Genomic DNA, 15,288 nt, shown 5'->3' on the forward strand with positions numbered 1-15,288 from the left:
ATTCACTTTAGCTATGTAAAATCATGGGTGGTAACTTGTTTAAGAACATTTTTACTTCAATTCTCGAAACGTTTGGTTTGGCTGTATGGGTCGAAATTGTAACCGATTCACCACGCTGCACTTATTACTTTGGACCTTTCACTAGTACATCAGAAGCTGAAGCAGCTAAGACTGGCTACATTGAAGATTTAGAATCGGAAGGTTCTAAGGGGCTATCGGTAGCTGTTAGGCGTTGCAAACCTGATAAGCTCACAGTCTATGATGAATCACTGGATTTTAAGTTCGACCGCTTTCCTGCATTTAGCGGTCAGACTCTTTAATTTAATAACTAGTAAATGAATTGAGGGACAAATGTCCCAAGTTTTTTATGAGATAAATGCATAAAGAGAATCTTTTAGGGATTTTCGCCTGTGCCTATCAGCGATCGCTGAATGTCAGTATCAAAGCTCACAGTAGATTTTAAGTGATAATCATTTAAAATCTACTGTGAGCTTTGTATTCTGGCAGAAAAGGGATGATTTCGGAAGCTATTACTTCCATTACTAACGATTTATAGCCAAAACCGAAGAGAGAGTTGCAGCGCTTCTTGCTGCAACTCTCTCTTCGGTTTTGGTATATTGCTATAAATGAGAAAGAGTTAAGCTTCGTAAGCATCTCTTAAAAAACACTTTTATTTTTGGTAAGCATTATGTTATTTGGACTTGGAAAAAAATTAACCCTTCCAACTGCGGCGGATGCTCTACCTGGTAGACCCACAGCAATTCCTACCGCATCACAGCATTTCGTTAATGGGAATGCGCTTAAACCGCCTTTCCCTGAAGGCATGGAAACAGCTGTGTTTGGTTTAGGATGTTTTTGGGGAGCAGAGCGTCGTTTTTGGCAACAAAAGGGAGTTTATGTTACGGCTGTAGGCTATGCCGCAGGCTTAACCCCTAATCCTACCTATGAAGAAGTCTGTTCGGGGAAGACTGGACATAATGAAGTTGTGCTAGTTGTTTATGATCCCAAGGTAATTAGCTACTCAGATTTGCTAAAGGTTTTTTGGGAATCCCATAACCCTACTCAAGGAATGCAACAAGGTAACGATAAAGGTACTCAATATCGTTCAGGGATTTATGTTTACAACGATGTCCAACGCCAACTAGCCGAAGAGGCGCGGGAAGTGTATCAAGAGGCTTTGAAGGCTTCAGGCATGAAGCAGGGCATTACAACCGAGATCCGTGATGCTGGTGAATTTTATTATGCTGAAGGCTATCATCAGCAATACCTAGCTAAAAATCCTGGTGGATACTGTGGTTTAGGTGGTACAAACGTTTGTTATCCTGCTGCCACAGTTGCTTAAAATTCCTTAAAAGTCAGCCCAAGCGACTGACTTTTTTTAAAAAGAGTTGTGGTGCTTTGCACCGCAACTCTTTCGGTTTTATGGAGCGATCGCGTTAACAACCATCTCGGCAAGTTTACTGGCGGCTCCTGACGCGCCACATACTCGCTTGAGGCGATCGCGCATTTTGATCAACTCGTCGGGATGATCAAAATAAAATATAATTCGCTCCGCGACTTGAGTGGGCGTAATTTCTCCTAAAATTTCTGGCACGATCGCCTCTCCAGCCCAAATATTCGGCCATGATAGTAATTGCCCCTTGTTTTTAATTTGAGAAATTAAAGCGGCATTAATGACTTTCGATAGAAACTTGCCCAATATTGGTGCGGTTGCCATTAGCCCCAGCAAGCCATCCCAACCCACCTTCATATCAGAGAAATTAGTGGGCAATAACACAATCATCGGTAGATTTAGGGAAGCAAGCTCGGCAGTGTTTGCCCCAACGGTAGTTACACAGATTTGACTACTGTTTAAAAGCGCATGGGCAGGAAATTCTTGATGAATTTTGATGATTGATCCTTTAGCGGTTAACAAATTACCATCAACTAAAGTGGCAGTCGAGCCAGCGCTATCAGGAGTCGGGAAAGGATATTGAGCATAATTTGCTAAATTTTCGGGACTGGTGGTTGGCGCTAGGGCAATGACTAAATCGAGTTCAGGATTTTTTTGCTGGAGAATGTCGGCGATCGCCACCATCAAAGGCACACCAATTTTTAATTTATGCCCCTTAGACCCCGGCATAAAACAAACTCTAAATGGCTGGGGCTGTGTAGGTGAAGAGTTAGCATCTAGGCGATCGACCATAAGATCACCGATGATCGAGGCTTTATGTCGTAAGGATTGCGGAATTTTGGTGGCGATCGACTCATTACGCACCGCAAATAAATCTGCCCAGCGATACCACCGTGCCTCCCATTCCGCATAGATTAAAGTTTTGTAGCCTAGCCGCTTAGCGATCGCCACCGCAAAAAATTGATCTCCCCCCAAAAAAATTACGATTCCCTGTTTAGCCCATTGCCAATTAGGAGTTCGACCCCAGAGCAAAAAATCAAAAAACTGTTCCTGTGGCAATACGCGATCCACCTTGGGAAAACTTTTGGCAAGGTTTGCTTCCTGTCCACTGGCATTTTGACAAGGAGATAAGGCGATCGAAATCCGTGTTGTGGCGCATTCATCAGGCGATCGCCACGCATTTTCCAAAGCTTTCAGAAAAGGATATACCCACGTACTCAACTCTCCCGGTCCATTAGACAGGATCAGAATATCCGTAGAAATATCTGTGACGGGAGGAGTGGAGAGCATGAATAATTACCGATTTTTCTTACCAATCATACGATCGCTTAATACCAAAACCCTAAAGATAAGTGGCGGCGCTTCGCGCCGCCACTTATCTTTTTACTCAAAGGATGTAGCCTATGCTGCGTGTGCGCTATAGAGTTGAACGCATAATAGTTACTCCCAAAAATCAGCATTGAGCATTGTGTCGATATCATGCCCAAATTGCCATGTATCAGGGAATTTGTAATCAGGATATTCAATCTTGATCCGCTTTAAAGAAGTTTCAAAGCAATCATCAAACATTTTCAAAAAGTGACGCTTAAGGCTAGGCGACTGTCTAAGAAGCTTATTAATATCTCTACGTTGATCGAATATTGTGAGCAACCAACCTCTATAACATTCAGGCATATTGACATAGCACCGCTTGAGAATATGCTCGATCAATCGCTCTAGCCGATGTTCTATCTCACGTTTGTTACTGCCAGACAAGCCCTCTAACTCCTCTATTAAATTTTCGACATCAAGATTGTGAAAGTCTCCCGCTTTCAGTTGGATGATCACAGTCTCTAACCACAGATCCAGATCGCGATCGTATAAGGTCAATGGTGGTGCAATTGCTTGAGTCATTTATCTTGCTCCTTTGCTATTGGCGCGATCGCTAAAACTCATTTTTTGTATTATCGCCAGAAATTGAAATGACGGGATCGAATTCACGATAAAATTATGCACTCATAATCGAGTTAAATTAAAGGCTAGTAACTGAGCTTTTTACCCAAATTTTTATAAACATCACGCATGTGGATTTAAGTAGTTTATTTGATACACCAAAACCCGTAATTGGGGTCATTCACCTTTTGCCATTGCCGACTTCGCCTCGTTGGGGGAGTAGCCTTAAAGAGGTCATTGATCGTGCCGAACAGGAAGCTACAGCGCTTGCCGCAGGCGGAGTGAATGGGATTATCGTTGAAAATTTTTTTGATGCTCCGTTTACAAAAGATCGCGTTGATCCTGCGGTAGTCAGTGCCATGAGTCTGGTTGTCCATCGGGTCAAGCAGATGGTTGGGATTCCCGTGGGCATCAATGTTCTGAGAAATGATGGTCATAGTGCAATGGCGATCGCTTCCTGTGTGGGCGCGAAATTTATTCGCGTTAACGTGCTTATGGGCGTAATGGCAACCGATCAAGGCATTATCGAAGGTGATGCTTACAAACTGCTGCGCTATCGTCGGGAACTAGGCTCCGATGTCAAAATTTTTGCCGATGTGCTAGTTAAACACGCACAACCGATCTCAGTGCCACAAATTACGGCGGCTGTCTATGACACGATCCATCGTGGGCTAGCCGATGCGGTAATTTTGTCAGGCTGGGCAACGGGAAATCCGCCAACCTCAGAGGATCTCAGGGAAGCCAAGCTTGCCTGTGGTGACACGCCTCTCTTTGTTGGCTCGGGCGCAACTTGGGAGAATGTTCCTCAACTCATGGAATATGCTGATGGCGTAATTGTCTCTAGTTCGCTGAAGCGCAATGGTCAAATTCAACAATCGATCGATCCGATCAGGGTTAGTCGATTTGTGGATGCTGTGCGTTTAGATATTGCCAATAAGAAGAACAAGCATATAGCTGAATCCCAAATCCTGCGATCGCCCACCATACCGATTGGGTAAAATCTTAATATATGGTTATGGCAATTCTAAATGATTGGTATAAGCGCAACTCCTTCGGGAGTGTGTTTATACAAGACTGAAAAATACAGATGATTGAGATTGCTACTCCCTTCCCAGTGAAGAATTAGACGTTGCGGCGCGAAGCGCCGCAACGTCTAATTCTTGGTTTTAGGAGTATATATAGCTTTTTAATTTCGCTTGGGACTATTAGCACTATTAGCAGGTAGGTATAAATTGTCAGGAACAGCTACGCGCAAACGATCTGAGCCATGGTTGCATCGGTGGTCGCGCCCTGCGATCGCGGCAATATCACTATTTGGCTTTTCTTTAACAACTTATTTAACTGTTACTCACTTTCTAGGACAACAGGTAGCCCTTTGCAATGTTGAAGGCAGTGGTTGTGACCTAGTCCTTAGTAGTGAATACGCCAAAATTTTTGGAATTCCTCTCCCAATTTTTGGAGCCTTGGGCTATCTCACACTAGGGCTATTAGCGACTACACCCTATATTTTAAAAAAAGACGACCCTAAATCCCAAAACCAAATCAAGGAAGTATCAGCTTTCTTGATGTTTATGGTGTCGTCAGCCACCTTTGTATTTAGTGGCTACCTCATGTATTTGTTGGCTTCAGGGAGTATTGGCGGCAAACCTCAGTTTTGTATTTACTGCATCACTTCAGCCCTCAATATGACCTTGATCTGGCTGCTGACCGTGTTTGGCAATGCTTGGAAAGATATTGGTCAGTTATTTTTTACGGGTGCGATCATTGCGATCGTCACCCTGACAGGTACGCTAGGGGTTTATGCCAGTCAGGGCAAACTAGCGGCTCAGAGAAATACCTTTGCGGGGCGCTTGGCAGTACATCTAACGGAAACCAATGCCAAGATGTATGGAGCCTATTGGTGTCCGCACTGTATGGATCAGAAGAAAAAATTTGGCGAAGCTCAAAAGTTGATCCCCTATGTGGAGTGTGATGCTAAGGGTGAGAAGCCTCAACCTGAACTCTGCGCTCAAAAGGGGATTAAAGGTTATCCAACTTGGGAAATCAATGGCAAAATGCTCTCTGGTGAGCGATCTTTAGATGAATTAGCCGATGCCTCTGGCTATACAGGCGATCGCAATTAATACCCACAGATAAAAGTGCATAGCATTTTTATCTATGAAAAATCACACTAAAAAAAGTCCGTGCTTTGCACGGACTTTTTTTAGTGTGATTTAGAAAAATACAACCCTTGTATCAAAACCTTGGCGGCGAATTGTGCCATTTAGGGTCTCGGCACTAGGGCGATCGGGAAAACCCTGCACCTCAATATAAGTACCGCGATAGGAGGAGCGTAATTGAGCATTGGGGGCGATCGCCTGCACTCTTTGCAATTCCGACACTGAGCCTGTAGGAATAATCACAAAATAGCGTAATTGGGCATTATTCACATTGCCCTGATTAGCGCTAGAAATAGTCTGTGGTGGGCTTTGAATGGGTATAGACTGGCTAGGCTGGGGAATTGGCTGAGGCGATCGGACAATTTCGATCGCATTATTATTGGTATTATTCGGAAAATCCGAATTAGGAACTCCCGGCAAAGCATCATTAGTCCTAGATGTAGGAATAGGAATTGATTCCACAGGAATCGGTACAGAACTTTGCGGCAAAGGATTAGAACTTGGAATATTAGGGACTGGATTTACAGGGGATGGGCTAGGAATAGAAGGGATTGTCGCAAATTTACTCTGCACGGTGCGTATTTGGGGCGCAAGCCCCGCCTGACTAAATTGAGAAGCCCGCCGCTGCGCTAAATTTAAATTATTAAAACGACCTAACTGCACTACCTGTTCGCCCGTATCGAGACGGCTTACAAAAGCATCTGGGGCTAAAATTTTGGCTTGTTTAATATTTGCCGCATTAGGCAAATAGACAAGGTATTGAGTAGGGCCAGTATTTGCTTGATTAACTGGTGAAGAATCATTAGGAAAAGATTGAGCCTTTGCAGGGGCGCTAAAATTGGCGCTAATACTCACCAGAGATATTAGTCCAAAGGCAAAACTACGAAGATGTGTGGATGTGTGGGGTCTCATATGCTTGCCCGCCAAGGGGAGCGAAAAACAAAATTGGGCGAGAACGAAATTGGGCGCGATTGTACCATACTCTAATTGTAAAGACTTACTTTGCATGTTTTAATCATCAAGACTATTTTTGGTATTTTTTGGCAAGAGTTCTGCAATTTAATAGAGAAACAGATTTTTGATAGCGCAGCTTCGCTGCGCTATCAAAAATCTGTTTCTAGTTTTACTGCGAAGTCCTAATTGCAACTTGAAGCAAGATTTGCAATTAGTTTAGCCAACGTCATTTTCATCCTTTTCATACGCATATTTAGGTAATCATGGCAGTAGATCTGACCCGCGTCCAACCACCCCTCAAAGTCTATCCGCCCAAAGTTAATCAGTTGATTTTGAAGGCTATCCGCTTCGTAACGCCCTTTTGGCTGCGGTGGCAATGTGGCATTAAGCAGATTGAAACTCGCTATGTCGATCGCCTTGTCGAAGCGACCAAACAATTTCAAGAGGGCAAAGCGCGTTATATCATCGCCTTTCGTCACCCGACCACTGATGATCCCTTTGGGATGTTGTATTTACTAGTCTATGCAGTCCCCGAGCAAGCAAGGGCTATGGGGATTAAGCTCAAACATACACCCCATAGTGCTTTTGTGTACGATCGCGGGATTTCTCTATGGGCAGGAGACTACATCAATTCGCTATTTCCCGCTTTAGGCGGAATTTCGATCTTTCGGGGCAAGCTGGATCGTCCAGCCCTAAATTTGATGCGAAAGCAAATTACCAATGGTGATGAACCCCTCTCCATGGCTCCAGAGGGTGGTACTAACGGTAAGAGTGAAATGGTAGCTGAATTAGAACCAGGAGTAGCTCAGATCGGCTTTTGGGCGGCCGAAGATTTGCTCAAGGAAGGACGGAATGAGGAAATGTTAATCATTCCTGTGGGAATTCAGTACGAATATTCCTTGGCATCTTGGGCGGCGATTGACGAGGCGATCATGGCGATCGAAAAAGAATGTGGCTTAACTAAGTCCGCCATTAGCACTGAAACTCGCTATCAAAGACTCTATGAACTAGGTAGTTATTTAGTGCAATGGGTCAGCAATTATTACAAAACTTTTTATCGTAATTACGCGCCGAGGGAATCTGAATTTACGGATAGCGATGATATTGCTATTCGCATTGATGATCTCACCGATCGCATCCTTAGTGTTGCCGAAATGAATTTTGGCATAAAGGCAAAAGGAACCGCCATTGATCGCTGTCGTCGTCTGGAGCAAGCGGCTTGGGATCGCATTTTTCGTAATGACATTAAAGATATTGAGCAGTTGTCGCAGATTGAGCGGAGCTTTGCTGACCAGCTTGCCCTCGAAGCAAATTACAGCAATTGGCACATGAAAATTGCCGAAAGTATTATCGGGGTCACCAGTGATTATGTGCGCCAACATCCCAGCCCCAGTCGCTACATTGAAGTGATTAAACTCATGTGGAGTGTCCTCAGTCGGGTGACCGAACGCGATCCGAAATCTACTTTTAAACAATCTCCTAACTTTGGCGATCGCAAGTTGTATCTTTCAATTGCAGAGCCTCTTTCTGTATCCTCAAGGCTTGCCGAATATCAATCTAGCCGCAACGCCGCCAAAGAATGCACCCGCAAACTCACGGAAGAAATTTCCAAATCCCTCAATGACCTCCTTGTAAAATCAATAATTTAACCAAAAGATATGCTTTGAGTCTATTTTGCAGAGAAAGGCGGCAAAATGCGCCGCCTTTCTCTATATATATAAGCTTTGGCAATCTTCGAGATTAAGCCGCGATCGCGTAGCAATACTCATTGATGAAGTCTCGCCTCTGGCAAGGTGAATCGCCCCAGCACAACCAATCATCGCCGCATTATCCGTACATAAACTTAAGGGTGGAAACACTGCCTTAATCTGGTTTTCCGCCGCCAACGTCACCAGCCGCGATCGCAAAGCACTATTTGCTGCCACCCCACCAACTGCCACAATGGTCGATAAATTATGCTCGATCGCGCATTTAATCGTGCGCGTCACCAAAGCCGCCGCCACCGTTTCTTGGAAACTCGCCGCAATATCGGCGATCGGCAATGGCTCACCATTGGGGCTGAGCTTTTGAGTTAGCCTCAAAACTGCGGTTTTCAGCCCGCTAAAACTCGAATCATAGGGCGCTTCAGGAATTCGTCCCTGTGGTAATTTGTACGCCTTGGGATTACCCGCGATCGCCATCTTGTCAATAACGGGTCCTCCGGGGTAGCCTAAACCCAGCAGACGCGCCACCTTATCAAAGGCTTCACCTGCGGCATCGTCACGGGTTTTACCCATCACTTGATAATCGGTGTAATCCTTCACCAGAATAATGCTGCTATGTCCGCCAGAAACTAATAGACATAAAAAAGGCGGCTCTAAGGTGGAATCGGCAAGTAAAGCCGAGCAAATATGCCCCTCAAGGTGATGCACCGCAATCAAAGGCTTTTTGTGTAACATTGCCAAGGTTTTTGCCGCAGTCACCCCAATCATCAGCGAACCAATCAATCCCGGAGCCGTTGTCACCGCAATTCCATCGATCTCATCCCAAGTTTTGCCTGATTCTTGATATGCTTGGGCGATCGCAGGATTAATCGTCTCCACATGCTGACGGGCGGCAATTTCAGGCACAACCCCACCATACAGAGCATGGGTTTGAATTTGCGAAGAAACTACACTACTGAGAATTTGGCGATCGCATACCACTGCCGCCGCAGTTTCATCGCAGCTAGATTCGATCGCAAGAATAGTTGGCATTTTTAATCAAAATTAAGATGATGTAACGTGAACTTCGTTCACGTTACATCATCTTAATTAATAAATTACTTTACAGGTTGTGAAGATTGCTTTACCAAGGCGCGATCGCTGATATAGGATCTGAACTTAGGTTCCCAAACTAAAATATCGTTATTTTTGCCTATCTTAAACCAAGGTAAATCAAGGTCAGTCTATGAAAAGACTTTTTGCTCTCATTCTAGTTATTAGCTTGTGGTTTGGCATTAGCCTTGCTGCAACCCCTGCCGCATACGCAGACTTCTCTTTCAACGCATTGACTCCCTGTGCTACTTCTTCTGCTTACCAAGATCGCTTGCAATCAGAAGTTGATGGCTACACCGCACGTCTCGCTAACTTCAAAGCGGGTAGCGCTCCTGCGGAATACCTCAACGGTAAAATCGCTCAAACCAAAGCTCGCTTTGCCAAGTATGCTGATTCTGGCTTGCTTTGCGGTGAAGATGGCTTACCTCACTTGATCAGTGATGGTCGTTGGGATCGCGCAGGCGAATTCACCATTCCTGCATTGTTGTTCCTCTATATTGCAGGTTGGATCGGCTGGGTTGGTCGTGCTTACCTTATTGCCATTCATAAGGATGTTGCAACCGCCACTCAAAAGGAAATCATTATCGATCTTCCTCTTGCCGTACAGTGTATGCTCACTGGTTTCGTTTGGCCTCTTGCTGCTCTCAAAGAATTTGGCTCTGGCGAATTGTTAGTTCCTGAAAACGAAGTTACTGTTTCGCCTCGCTAGTCAACATCCCTCACATCTAAAAGGAGAACTCCCTTGAAAGACTTTTTATCATCTGCCCCTGTATTGGCTGCTGTATGGATGACCATTACTGCTGGTGTACTAATCGAAGCTAATCGCTTATTCCCAGACATGCTAACCTTCCCTCTCTAAACTAAATCAACTTGATTGAGTAAATTACGTTTTTAAAGATTGTAGTTTTTTGATGAGACTGTAAACAAAATAAGAGTGGCGACACAAAGTATCGCCACTCTTATTTTTAGGATTACTTTAGAAAATAAAAAAGCCCCAATGCAATGCATTGGAGCTTTTTTATAGCGAGTTGCGACATGAAGTGTCGCAACTCATTTTCTGCTTTTTGTGTCTTAACAAGAATAGCAATAGCTATAGATTGAAATTAGAAATTACTTGATGAAAAGCATTTCTTGATAGGTAGGCAATGGCCATAGATCGTCAGCAATTTCGCCTTCAAGGGTATCTACAAAGCCACGAGTAGTATCCATCAGAGGACGAACAGTATGGGCAATAAACTGCATATGCTCTTCAGGAGACGCAAAATCGTGATTACTGAGGGCTGCACTCAACTTACTGACACTATCTAACATTGACTTGGTAAGAGAAGCAATTTTCTCAATGCTTTCCTTATCAAAATCAACACCAACCTCTTTAAGGCTTAGAGAAGTGTTAGACAGATCCGCCAAATAACGAGTAGCCGCAGGGTAAATCAAGGTTTTTACCATACTAATTACCAGCTTAGCTTCCACTTCGATGGAGAGGATATACTGCTCAGAATAGGTCTCAAAGCGGCTAGCCAACTCAACAGGAGAGAGGACTCCCAGCTTGCTAAATAGTTCTTCAATTTCAGGTTCTTTGAGAACTGGTAAAGCATCGGCAGTTGTGCGGAGGTTGCGGAGACCACGCTCTTCGACAGCCGCTTTATGCCATTCTTCGGAGTAACCGTTACCATTGAAGATAATTGCGCCATGCAATTCCATTACTTTCTTAAGAATGGTGGTGATGGCAGCATTTAAATCAACACCCTTAGACAATTCGGCTTCTAGTTCGTCTGCCATCCAGTTTAGGGAGTCTGCCAAGACGGTATTCATGGCAACTAGAGGTCCAGCAACGGACTGACCCGAACCAACTGCACGGAACTCGAAACGATTACCTGTGAAAGCAAAAGGAGAAGTACGGTTGCGATCGCCAGGGTCAGTGGGCAAAATCGGCAAGGTATCAACACCAATATTCATCTGACCTTTGCCAGTAGAACTCTTGAGGTCGCCTTGACGGAGCTGCTCGAATACATCCTCAAGTTGAGAACCTAAATAAACCGAGATAATCGCAGGAGGTGCTTCGTTTGCACCTAAGCGGTGATCGTTGCTGGCAGTCGCCACAACGGAGCGCAATAAAGGTCCGTACTTATGAACGCCACGAATAACTGCACCACAAAAGACCAAGAATTGAGCGTTGGAGTGAGGAGTATCTCCGGGGTCAAGCAAGTTGCCTTGAGTTGCGTTGCCAACTGACCAGTTAACGTGTTTACCCGATCCATTGATACCTGCAAAGGGCTTTTCATGAAGTAAACAGACAAATCCATGCTTCTTAGCGGTGAAGCGGAGGATGGTCATGATCATTTGCTGGTGATCGGTGGCGACGTTAGCCGCTTCAAATACGGGTGCAATTTCAAATTGTCCGGGAGCTACTTCGTTGTGACGAGTTTTCGCAGGAATGCCGAGGCGATACAACCGCTCCTCAACGTCTTGCATGAAAACTTGAACACGCTCAGGAATTGCCCCAAAGTAGTGATCGTCAAATTGTTGACCTTTTGCCGAAGGCTTGCCAAATAGAGTGCGACCCGCTAGCAATAGGTCAGGACGAGCATTAGCAAAGTTGGAATCTATCAAGAAATATTCTTGCTCAGCGCCACAGCTAGAGTTAACAGGCGCAATGTCTTTTTCACCTAAGAGTTTTAAGACTTTAGTTGCAGCTTTATTCATCGCTGCATTGGAGCGCAAGAGAGGCGTTTTCTTGTCTAAAGCTTCGCCAGTCCAAGAAACAAAAACCGTAGGAATACAAAGGGTGGAACCGTTGTCGGTTTCCATGATGTAAGCAGGGCTAGTGACATCCCATGCTGTGTAGCCCCTTGCTTCAAAGGTGGAGCGAATACCACCGTTGGGGAAGGAAGAACCGTCAGGTTCGCCTTGAACTAGTAATTTGCCCGCAAATTCTGAGATTGCCGAACCATCGCTTTGGACGGAGATAAAGCCATCATGCTTTTCAGCAGTTGCGTTGGTCAAAGGATAAAAGACGTGGGCGTAGTATAAAGCGCCTTTGGAGATTGCCCAATCTTTCATTGCCAATGCGATCGCATCTGCTACGGAACTATCGAGGGGTTCACCAGTTTGAATGGTTTTTTTGATTGATTTGAAGACTGTCTTAGGGAGACATTCTTGCATTTTGCTTAGAGTAAACACATCAGTTGCCCAAACCTCTTCCAATCGTTTTGGCGCTTTCTTCGGGAGTGGCTCGCGATTGGTGATTTGATAAATGGCTTGAATGCGCGACTCGTTTCCGCTCATGGTTGTTTTTAGGAAATACTTTTGAATTTAGTAATCATACTCAAGATAGATCTTGTAAATGGATAAAAAAGATACCAAACTAATTGCAATTCATTGGTATATCGAACCCGTCTGTCCAATAAATCCATCAAATAAAGAAAAAATAGCTAAATTCCAGTGAAAAAGCTCTATAAGAAAAACAAAAAGCTTAAGCCTCTTGTTATAAGCTTCTGTTTCTCATAACTCCTTTAGGATTGCTACTCCCTTCCCAGCCAAGAATTAGCTATACGGCGCTTCGCGCCGTATAGCTAATTCTTGGCTTTTAATGTCTATTTTTAGACTGGGAAGGGAGTATAAAACCAAGAAATAGCGGTGCGTGGCTTTGCCACGCACCGCTATTTCTTGACTGGGAAAGGAGTATATATATGTTGATGTTAGGAAATAGAGAAAAGCATGAAAGCGATCGCTATTGATTTTGGTAGCAGTAATACAGTGGTAGCCCGATGGAATATTGTGACTAATCAGCCTGAAACCATAATTTTTGACGATCTTAGCCGTCCTAAACCTTTAAATGCTTTGGTTCCTTCGTTAGCATTCGTACATGATGCTCAAAATGAAGTCGTAGAAATTGGTCAAAGAGTGATTGACCGAGGCAACGATCGCCCCCAGCCAAGATTATTTAGTCAAATCAAACGCCGACTGGTCAACAATGTCAGGTACATCCCCAGAATTGACGGGATCAAAGTGACACCTGAATGGGTCGGCAATCAATTTCTGCGCGAACTCTTGCTTAAACTGCGATCGCAACAAATTTTCCCGTCAGAAATAATTTTGACTGCCCCCGTCCAAGCCTACGAAAAATATTTGCGTTGGCTAGAAGAATGTAGTGCTGAGATATGCATATCTAACTTACCCACCCTAGAGCCTCCGATGATTCGGTTGCTAGATGAACCCACAGCCGCCGCTTTAGGCTATGAAGCGATCGCCCCTAGTGTCTTAGTTTTAGTAATTGATTTTGGCGGAGGGACTTTAGATTTGTCTTTAGTACGCTTGCCTAAGAGTGAAAATGTAACCAAATGGGGCGATCGCCTTGGCATCAATCAAAGCGAATGGTCAGAACATAAAGCCGAGGCGATCGCTAAAACTGGCTATACGCTCGGCGGCGAAGATATCGATCAATGGTTGATCCAAGATTATTCCGAAAATTGTGAGGATGTAGAAAATATAACCATCATCCAAGGTTCCAGCATCCTCAAATTTCTGATGGAACGGATTAAGATCAAGCTCTCAGACCACGAAACTGCTTCAGAAATATTTTTTGATGTAACTACGCAATCAACCACAGAGATTACCTATACTCGCGAGCAACTCCAGAAATTATTAGATCGCAAAGGTTTTTATCGAATTCTCAAGTCTGCCATTGATGAGTTGATCAACCGAGCTTTTAATAAAGGTGTTCTCAAGGGCGATATCAAAAATATTTTATTAGTAGGCGGCTGCACACTCATTCCATCGGTACGCCAGTTTATCGAAGACTATTTCACCATGGGGAAGGTATACAGTCATAAACCCTTTGAGGCGATCGCCCATGGGGCTTTGATGCTTAGTCAGGGGATGAATGTCCAAGACTATCTGTTTCACTCCTACGCGATCCAACATTGGGATCGTTTGACCGAACAATGGAAATATCAACCCTTATTTCGGCGAGGGCAAGTCTACCCAACTCGTCGTCCCTTAGAGCTAATACTGCGAGCCACTCAACCTGATCAATCCGAAATTTCCTTAACTATCGGCGAACTTACTAGTCCCTCGAAAGGGAGTGCGGAAATTAGCTTTGAGGGAGATTGCCTTGTGATGAATTTTGAGCATCAGCCAAAGGATATTTTTCAACCGTTACAAGCAGATGGTCAGGGTGAAGGTATCCCACAGGCGATCGCCCTGCTTGAACCGCTAGGACAGCCTGATTGCGATCGCCTCAAAGTTTTATTTAGTATCAGTAACAATCGTGAGTTATTAATAACGGCGATCGATCTTCTAACCCACAAGCAATTATTAACTAATTATCCTGCCGCAAAATTAAGATAAAACCTGAAGCCTTCAGGTTTCATAGAGCCAACTCCAGCAAAAATCCCACACGGCTATCGTAGATTAAAGGCGATCGCCGCCATTCAATTTTTGTCCCCAACCTGAAATTATTAGTAATGGCGTAACTAGTCGAAAGAACAGTCGTACTCATCTCCAAATTGCCGTTAGGAGAAGTAAAAGTATGGCTCAAGCGTAAATCCGAACTATGGGGCGACAAAACCAAAATTCCTAGCAAACCTACATCTAAACCAGAAGTTTGGGGACGCTCCCATTGATTAAATTGGCGGTATCCCACAATTGGCGAAATATTCCAATAGGAACCCAAAGGCAAGAGGTAATAACGAAAGTTTGCCTGAATTTCACTCTCGCGACCACTAAACTCAGTTTGATAGCTGCCGCTCACCGCCCAAGAAGACTGCCCCACAAACAAATCTTCAAATCCTGCTTCAAGCCCCAAAGAGTTATTACGCGATGTAATCCCAATCCTGAATTTTTTATCAAAGCTTGGCGTATTGTGGATATCTTCTAAAAGATCGGGAGGCTTTTCCAGCCAACGTCTTAATACGGGGCTACGTTCAATAATTTGGCGATCTATTTCTAACTCATCGGCTTGACGAGAGGCTCTAGGGTTGCTATGAGCCGCACTACTGAGACTAAAGTAAGCAATTATCGCTACGGCGATCGCCCATTTCTTTGTCATAAATTT

General features: G+C 44.3%; 14 protein-coding genes. 8 read left to right on the top strand and 6 right to left on the bottom strand.

The features are described from left to right. The first annotated feature begins 23 nt into the window (after nucleotides 1-23). Together H6F42_RS14225 and msrA are read left to right on the top strand one after the other, a co-directional pair. Nucleotides 24-320 (top strand): DUF1816 domain-containing protein, encoded by a 297-nt coding sequence (locus H6F42_RS14225; protein ID WP_190400028.1) that lies wholly within the window; start codon nucleotides 24-26, stop codon nucleotides 318-320. 365 nt (nucleotides 321-685) lie between these two features. Continuing rightward, nucleotides 686-1,342: a peptide-methionine (S)-S-oxide reductase MsrA gene (msrA, locus tag H6F42_RS14230; RefSeq protein WP_190400206.1), complete on the top strand. Its 657-nt coding sequence runs from the start codon at nucleotides 686-688 to the stop codon at nucleotides 1,340-1,342. A 78-nt stretch (nucleotides 1,343-1,420) separates the two neighbouring features. Here the strand turns inward: msrA and H6F42_RS14235 are convergent, their stop codons facing one another. Next, nucleotides 1,421-2,683, bottom strand: coding sequence for a lipid-A-disaccharide synthase (locus tag H6F42_RS14235; RefSeq protein WP_190400029.1), 1,263 nt, complete (start codon nucleotides 2,681-2,683; stop codon nucleotides 1,421-1,423). A 150-nt stretch (nucleotides 2,684-2,833) separates the two neighbouring features. Beyond that, complete coding sequence (locus tag H6F42_RS14240; RefSeq protein ID WP_190400030.1) at nucleotides 2,834-3,286, bottom strand: DUF29 domain-containing protein; 453 nt, start codon at nucleotides 3,284-3,286, stop codon at nucleotides 2,834-2,836. Between the two features lie 170 nt (nucleotides 3,287-3,456). On the opposite strand from H6F42_RS14240, the gene btpA reads away from it, so the two are divergent. Together btpA and H6F42_RS14250 are read left to right on the top strand one after the other, a co-directional pair. Beyond that, a complete protein-coding gene (gene btpA / locus H6F42_RS14245; RefSeq protein ID WP_190400031.1) occupies nucleotides 3,457-4,323 on the top strand; it encodes a photosystem I biogenesis protein BtpA in 867 nt (288 codons plus the stop codon). A 234-nt stretch (nucleotides 4,324-4,557) separates the two neighbouring features. Then, nucleotides 4,558-5,448 (top strand): vitamin K epoxide reductase family protein, encoded by an 891-nt coding sequence (locus H6F42_RS14250; protein ID WP_190400032.1) that lies wholly within the window; start codon nucleotides 4,558-4,560, stop codon nucleotides 5,446-5,448. 90 nt (nucleotides 5,449-5,538) lie between these two features. Here H6F42_RS14250 and H6F42_RS14255 read toward each other — a convergent pair whose 3' ends face one another. Beyond that, nucleotides 5,539-6,396: a hypothetical protein gene (locus H6F42_RS14255; protein WP_190400033.1), complete on the bottom strand. Its 858-nt coding sequence runs from the start codon at nucleotides 6,394-6,396 to the stop codon at nucleotides 5,539-5,541. A gap of 305 nt (nucleotides 6,397-6,701) precedes the next feature. On the opposite strand from H6F42_RS14255, the gene H6F42_RS14260 reads away from it, so the two are divergent. Beyond that, nucleotides 6,702-8,087, top strand: coding sequence for a 1-acyl-sn-glycerol-3-phosphate acyltransferase (locus tag H6F42_RS14260; protein WP_190400034.1), 1,386 nt, complete (start codon nucleotides 6,702-6,704; stop codon nucleotides 8,085-8,087). Between the two features lie 60 nt (nucleotides 8,088-8,147). Here the strand turns inward: H6F42_RS14260 and tsaD are convergent, their stop codons facing one another. Next, nucleotides 8,148-9,173: a tRNA (adenosine(37)-N6)-threonylcarbamoyltransferase complex transferase subunit TsaD gene (gene tsaD / locus H6F42_RS14265; RefSeq protein ID WP_190400035.1), complete on the bottom strand. Its 1,026-nt coding sequence runs from the start codon at nucleotides 9,171-9,173 to the stop codon at nucleotides 8,148-8,150. A 193-nt stretch (nucleotides 9,174-9,366) separates the two neighbouring features. Here tsaD and H6F42_RS14270 point away from each other — a divergent pair, with 193 nt between their 5' ends. Together H6F42_RS14270 and H6F42_RS14275 are read left to right on the top strand one after the other, a co-directional pair. Continuing rightward, entirely contained in the window at nucleotides 9,367-9,942 is a 576-nt protein-coding gene (locus H6F42_RS14270; protein ID WP_190400036.1) for a Photosystem I reaction center subunit III, read from the top strand. 33 nt (nucleotides 9,943-9,975) lie between these two features. Then, nucleotides 9,976-10,092: a Photosystem I reaction center subunit IX gene (locus H6F42_RS14275; RefSeq protein WP_190400037.1), complete on the top strand. Its 117-nt coding sequence runs from the start codon at nucleotides 9,976-9,978 to the stop codon at nucleotides 10,090-10,092. A 251-nt stretch (nucleotides 10,093-10,343) separates the two neighbouring features. Here H6F42_RS14275 and H6F42_RS14280 read toward each other — a convergent pair whose 3' ends face one another. Beyond that, a complete protein-coding gene (locus tag H6F42_RS14280) occupies nucleotides 10,344-12,518 on the bottom strand; it encodes a glutamine synthetase III (protein WP_190400038.1) in 2,175 nt (724 codons plus the stop codon). Nucleotides 12,519-12,950: 432 nt separating this feature from the next. Between H6F42_RS14280 and H6F42_RS14285 the strand changes: the two genes are divergently transcribed. After that, nucleotides 12,951-14,582, top strand: a complete 1,632-nt coding sequence (locus H6F42_RS14285; RefSeq protein WP_190400039.1) for an Hsp70 family protein — start codon at nucleotides 12,951-12,953, stop codon at nucleotides 14,580-14,582. Between the two features lie 19 nt (nucleotides 14,583-14,601). Here H6F42_RS14285 and H6F42_RS14290 read toward each other — a convergent pair whose 3' ends face one another. Further along, on the bottom strand, nucleotides 14,602-15,282 hold the full coding sequence (locus H6F42_RS14290; RefSeq protein ID WP_190400040.1) for a hypothetical protein: 681 nt from the start codon (nucleotides 15,280-15,282) through the stop codon (nucleotides 14,602-14,604). Between the last annotated feature and the right edge of the window lie 6 nt (nucleotides 15,283-15,288).

Origin of the sequence: Pseudanabaena sp. FACHB-1998 (assembly GCF_014696355.1) — a bacterium.
Taxonomy (GTDB): Bacteria; Cyanobacteriota; Cyanobacteriia; order Pseudanabaenales; family Pseudanabaenaceae; genus Pseudanabaena.

Coding starts and splice junctions, on each gene's coding strand:
- H6F42_RS14285 (WP_190400039.1), top strand. CDS start 12,951: ATGAAAGCGATCGCTATTGATTTTGGTAGCAGTAATACAGTGGTAGCC.
- H6F42_RS14255 (WP_190400033.1), bottom strand. CDS start 6,396: ATGAGACCCCACACATCCACACATCTTCGTAGTTTTGCCTTTGGACTA.
- H6F42_RS14225 (WP_190400028.1), top strand. CDS start 24: ATGGGTGGTAACTTGTTTAAGAACATTTTTACTTCAATTCTCGAAACG.
- H6F42_RS14270 (WP_190400036.1), top strand. CDS start 9,367: ATGAAAAGACTTTTTGCTCTCATTCTAGTTATTAGCTTGTGGTTTGGC.
- H6F42_RS14240 (WP_190400030.1), bottom strand. CDS start 3,286: ATGACTCAAGCAATTGCACCACCATTGACCTTATACGATCGCGATCTG.
- H6F42_RS14260 (WP_190400034.1), top strand. CDS start 6,702: ATGGCAGTAGATCTGACCCGCGTCCAACCACCCCTCAAAGTCTATCCG.
- H6F42_RS14290 (WP_190400040.1), bottom strand. CDS start 15,282: ATGACAAAGAAATGGGCGATCGCCGTAGCGATAATTGCTTACTTTAGT.
- H6F42_RS14280 (WP_190400038.1), bottom strand. CDS start 12,518: ATGAGCGGAAACGAGTCGCGCATTCAAGCCATTTATCAAATCACCAAT.
- tsaD (WP_190400035.1), bottom strand. CDS start 9,173: ATGCCAACTATTCTTGCGATCGAATCTAGCTGCGATGAAACTGCGGCG.
- H6F42_RS14235 (WP_190400029.1), bottom strand. CDS start 2,683: ATGCTCTCCACTCCTCCCGTCACAGATATTTCTACGGATATTCTGATC.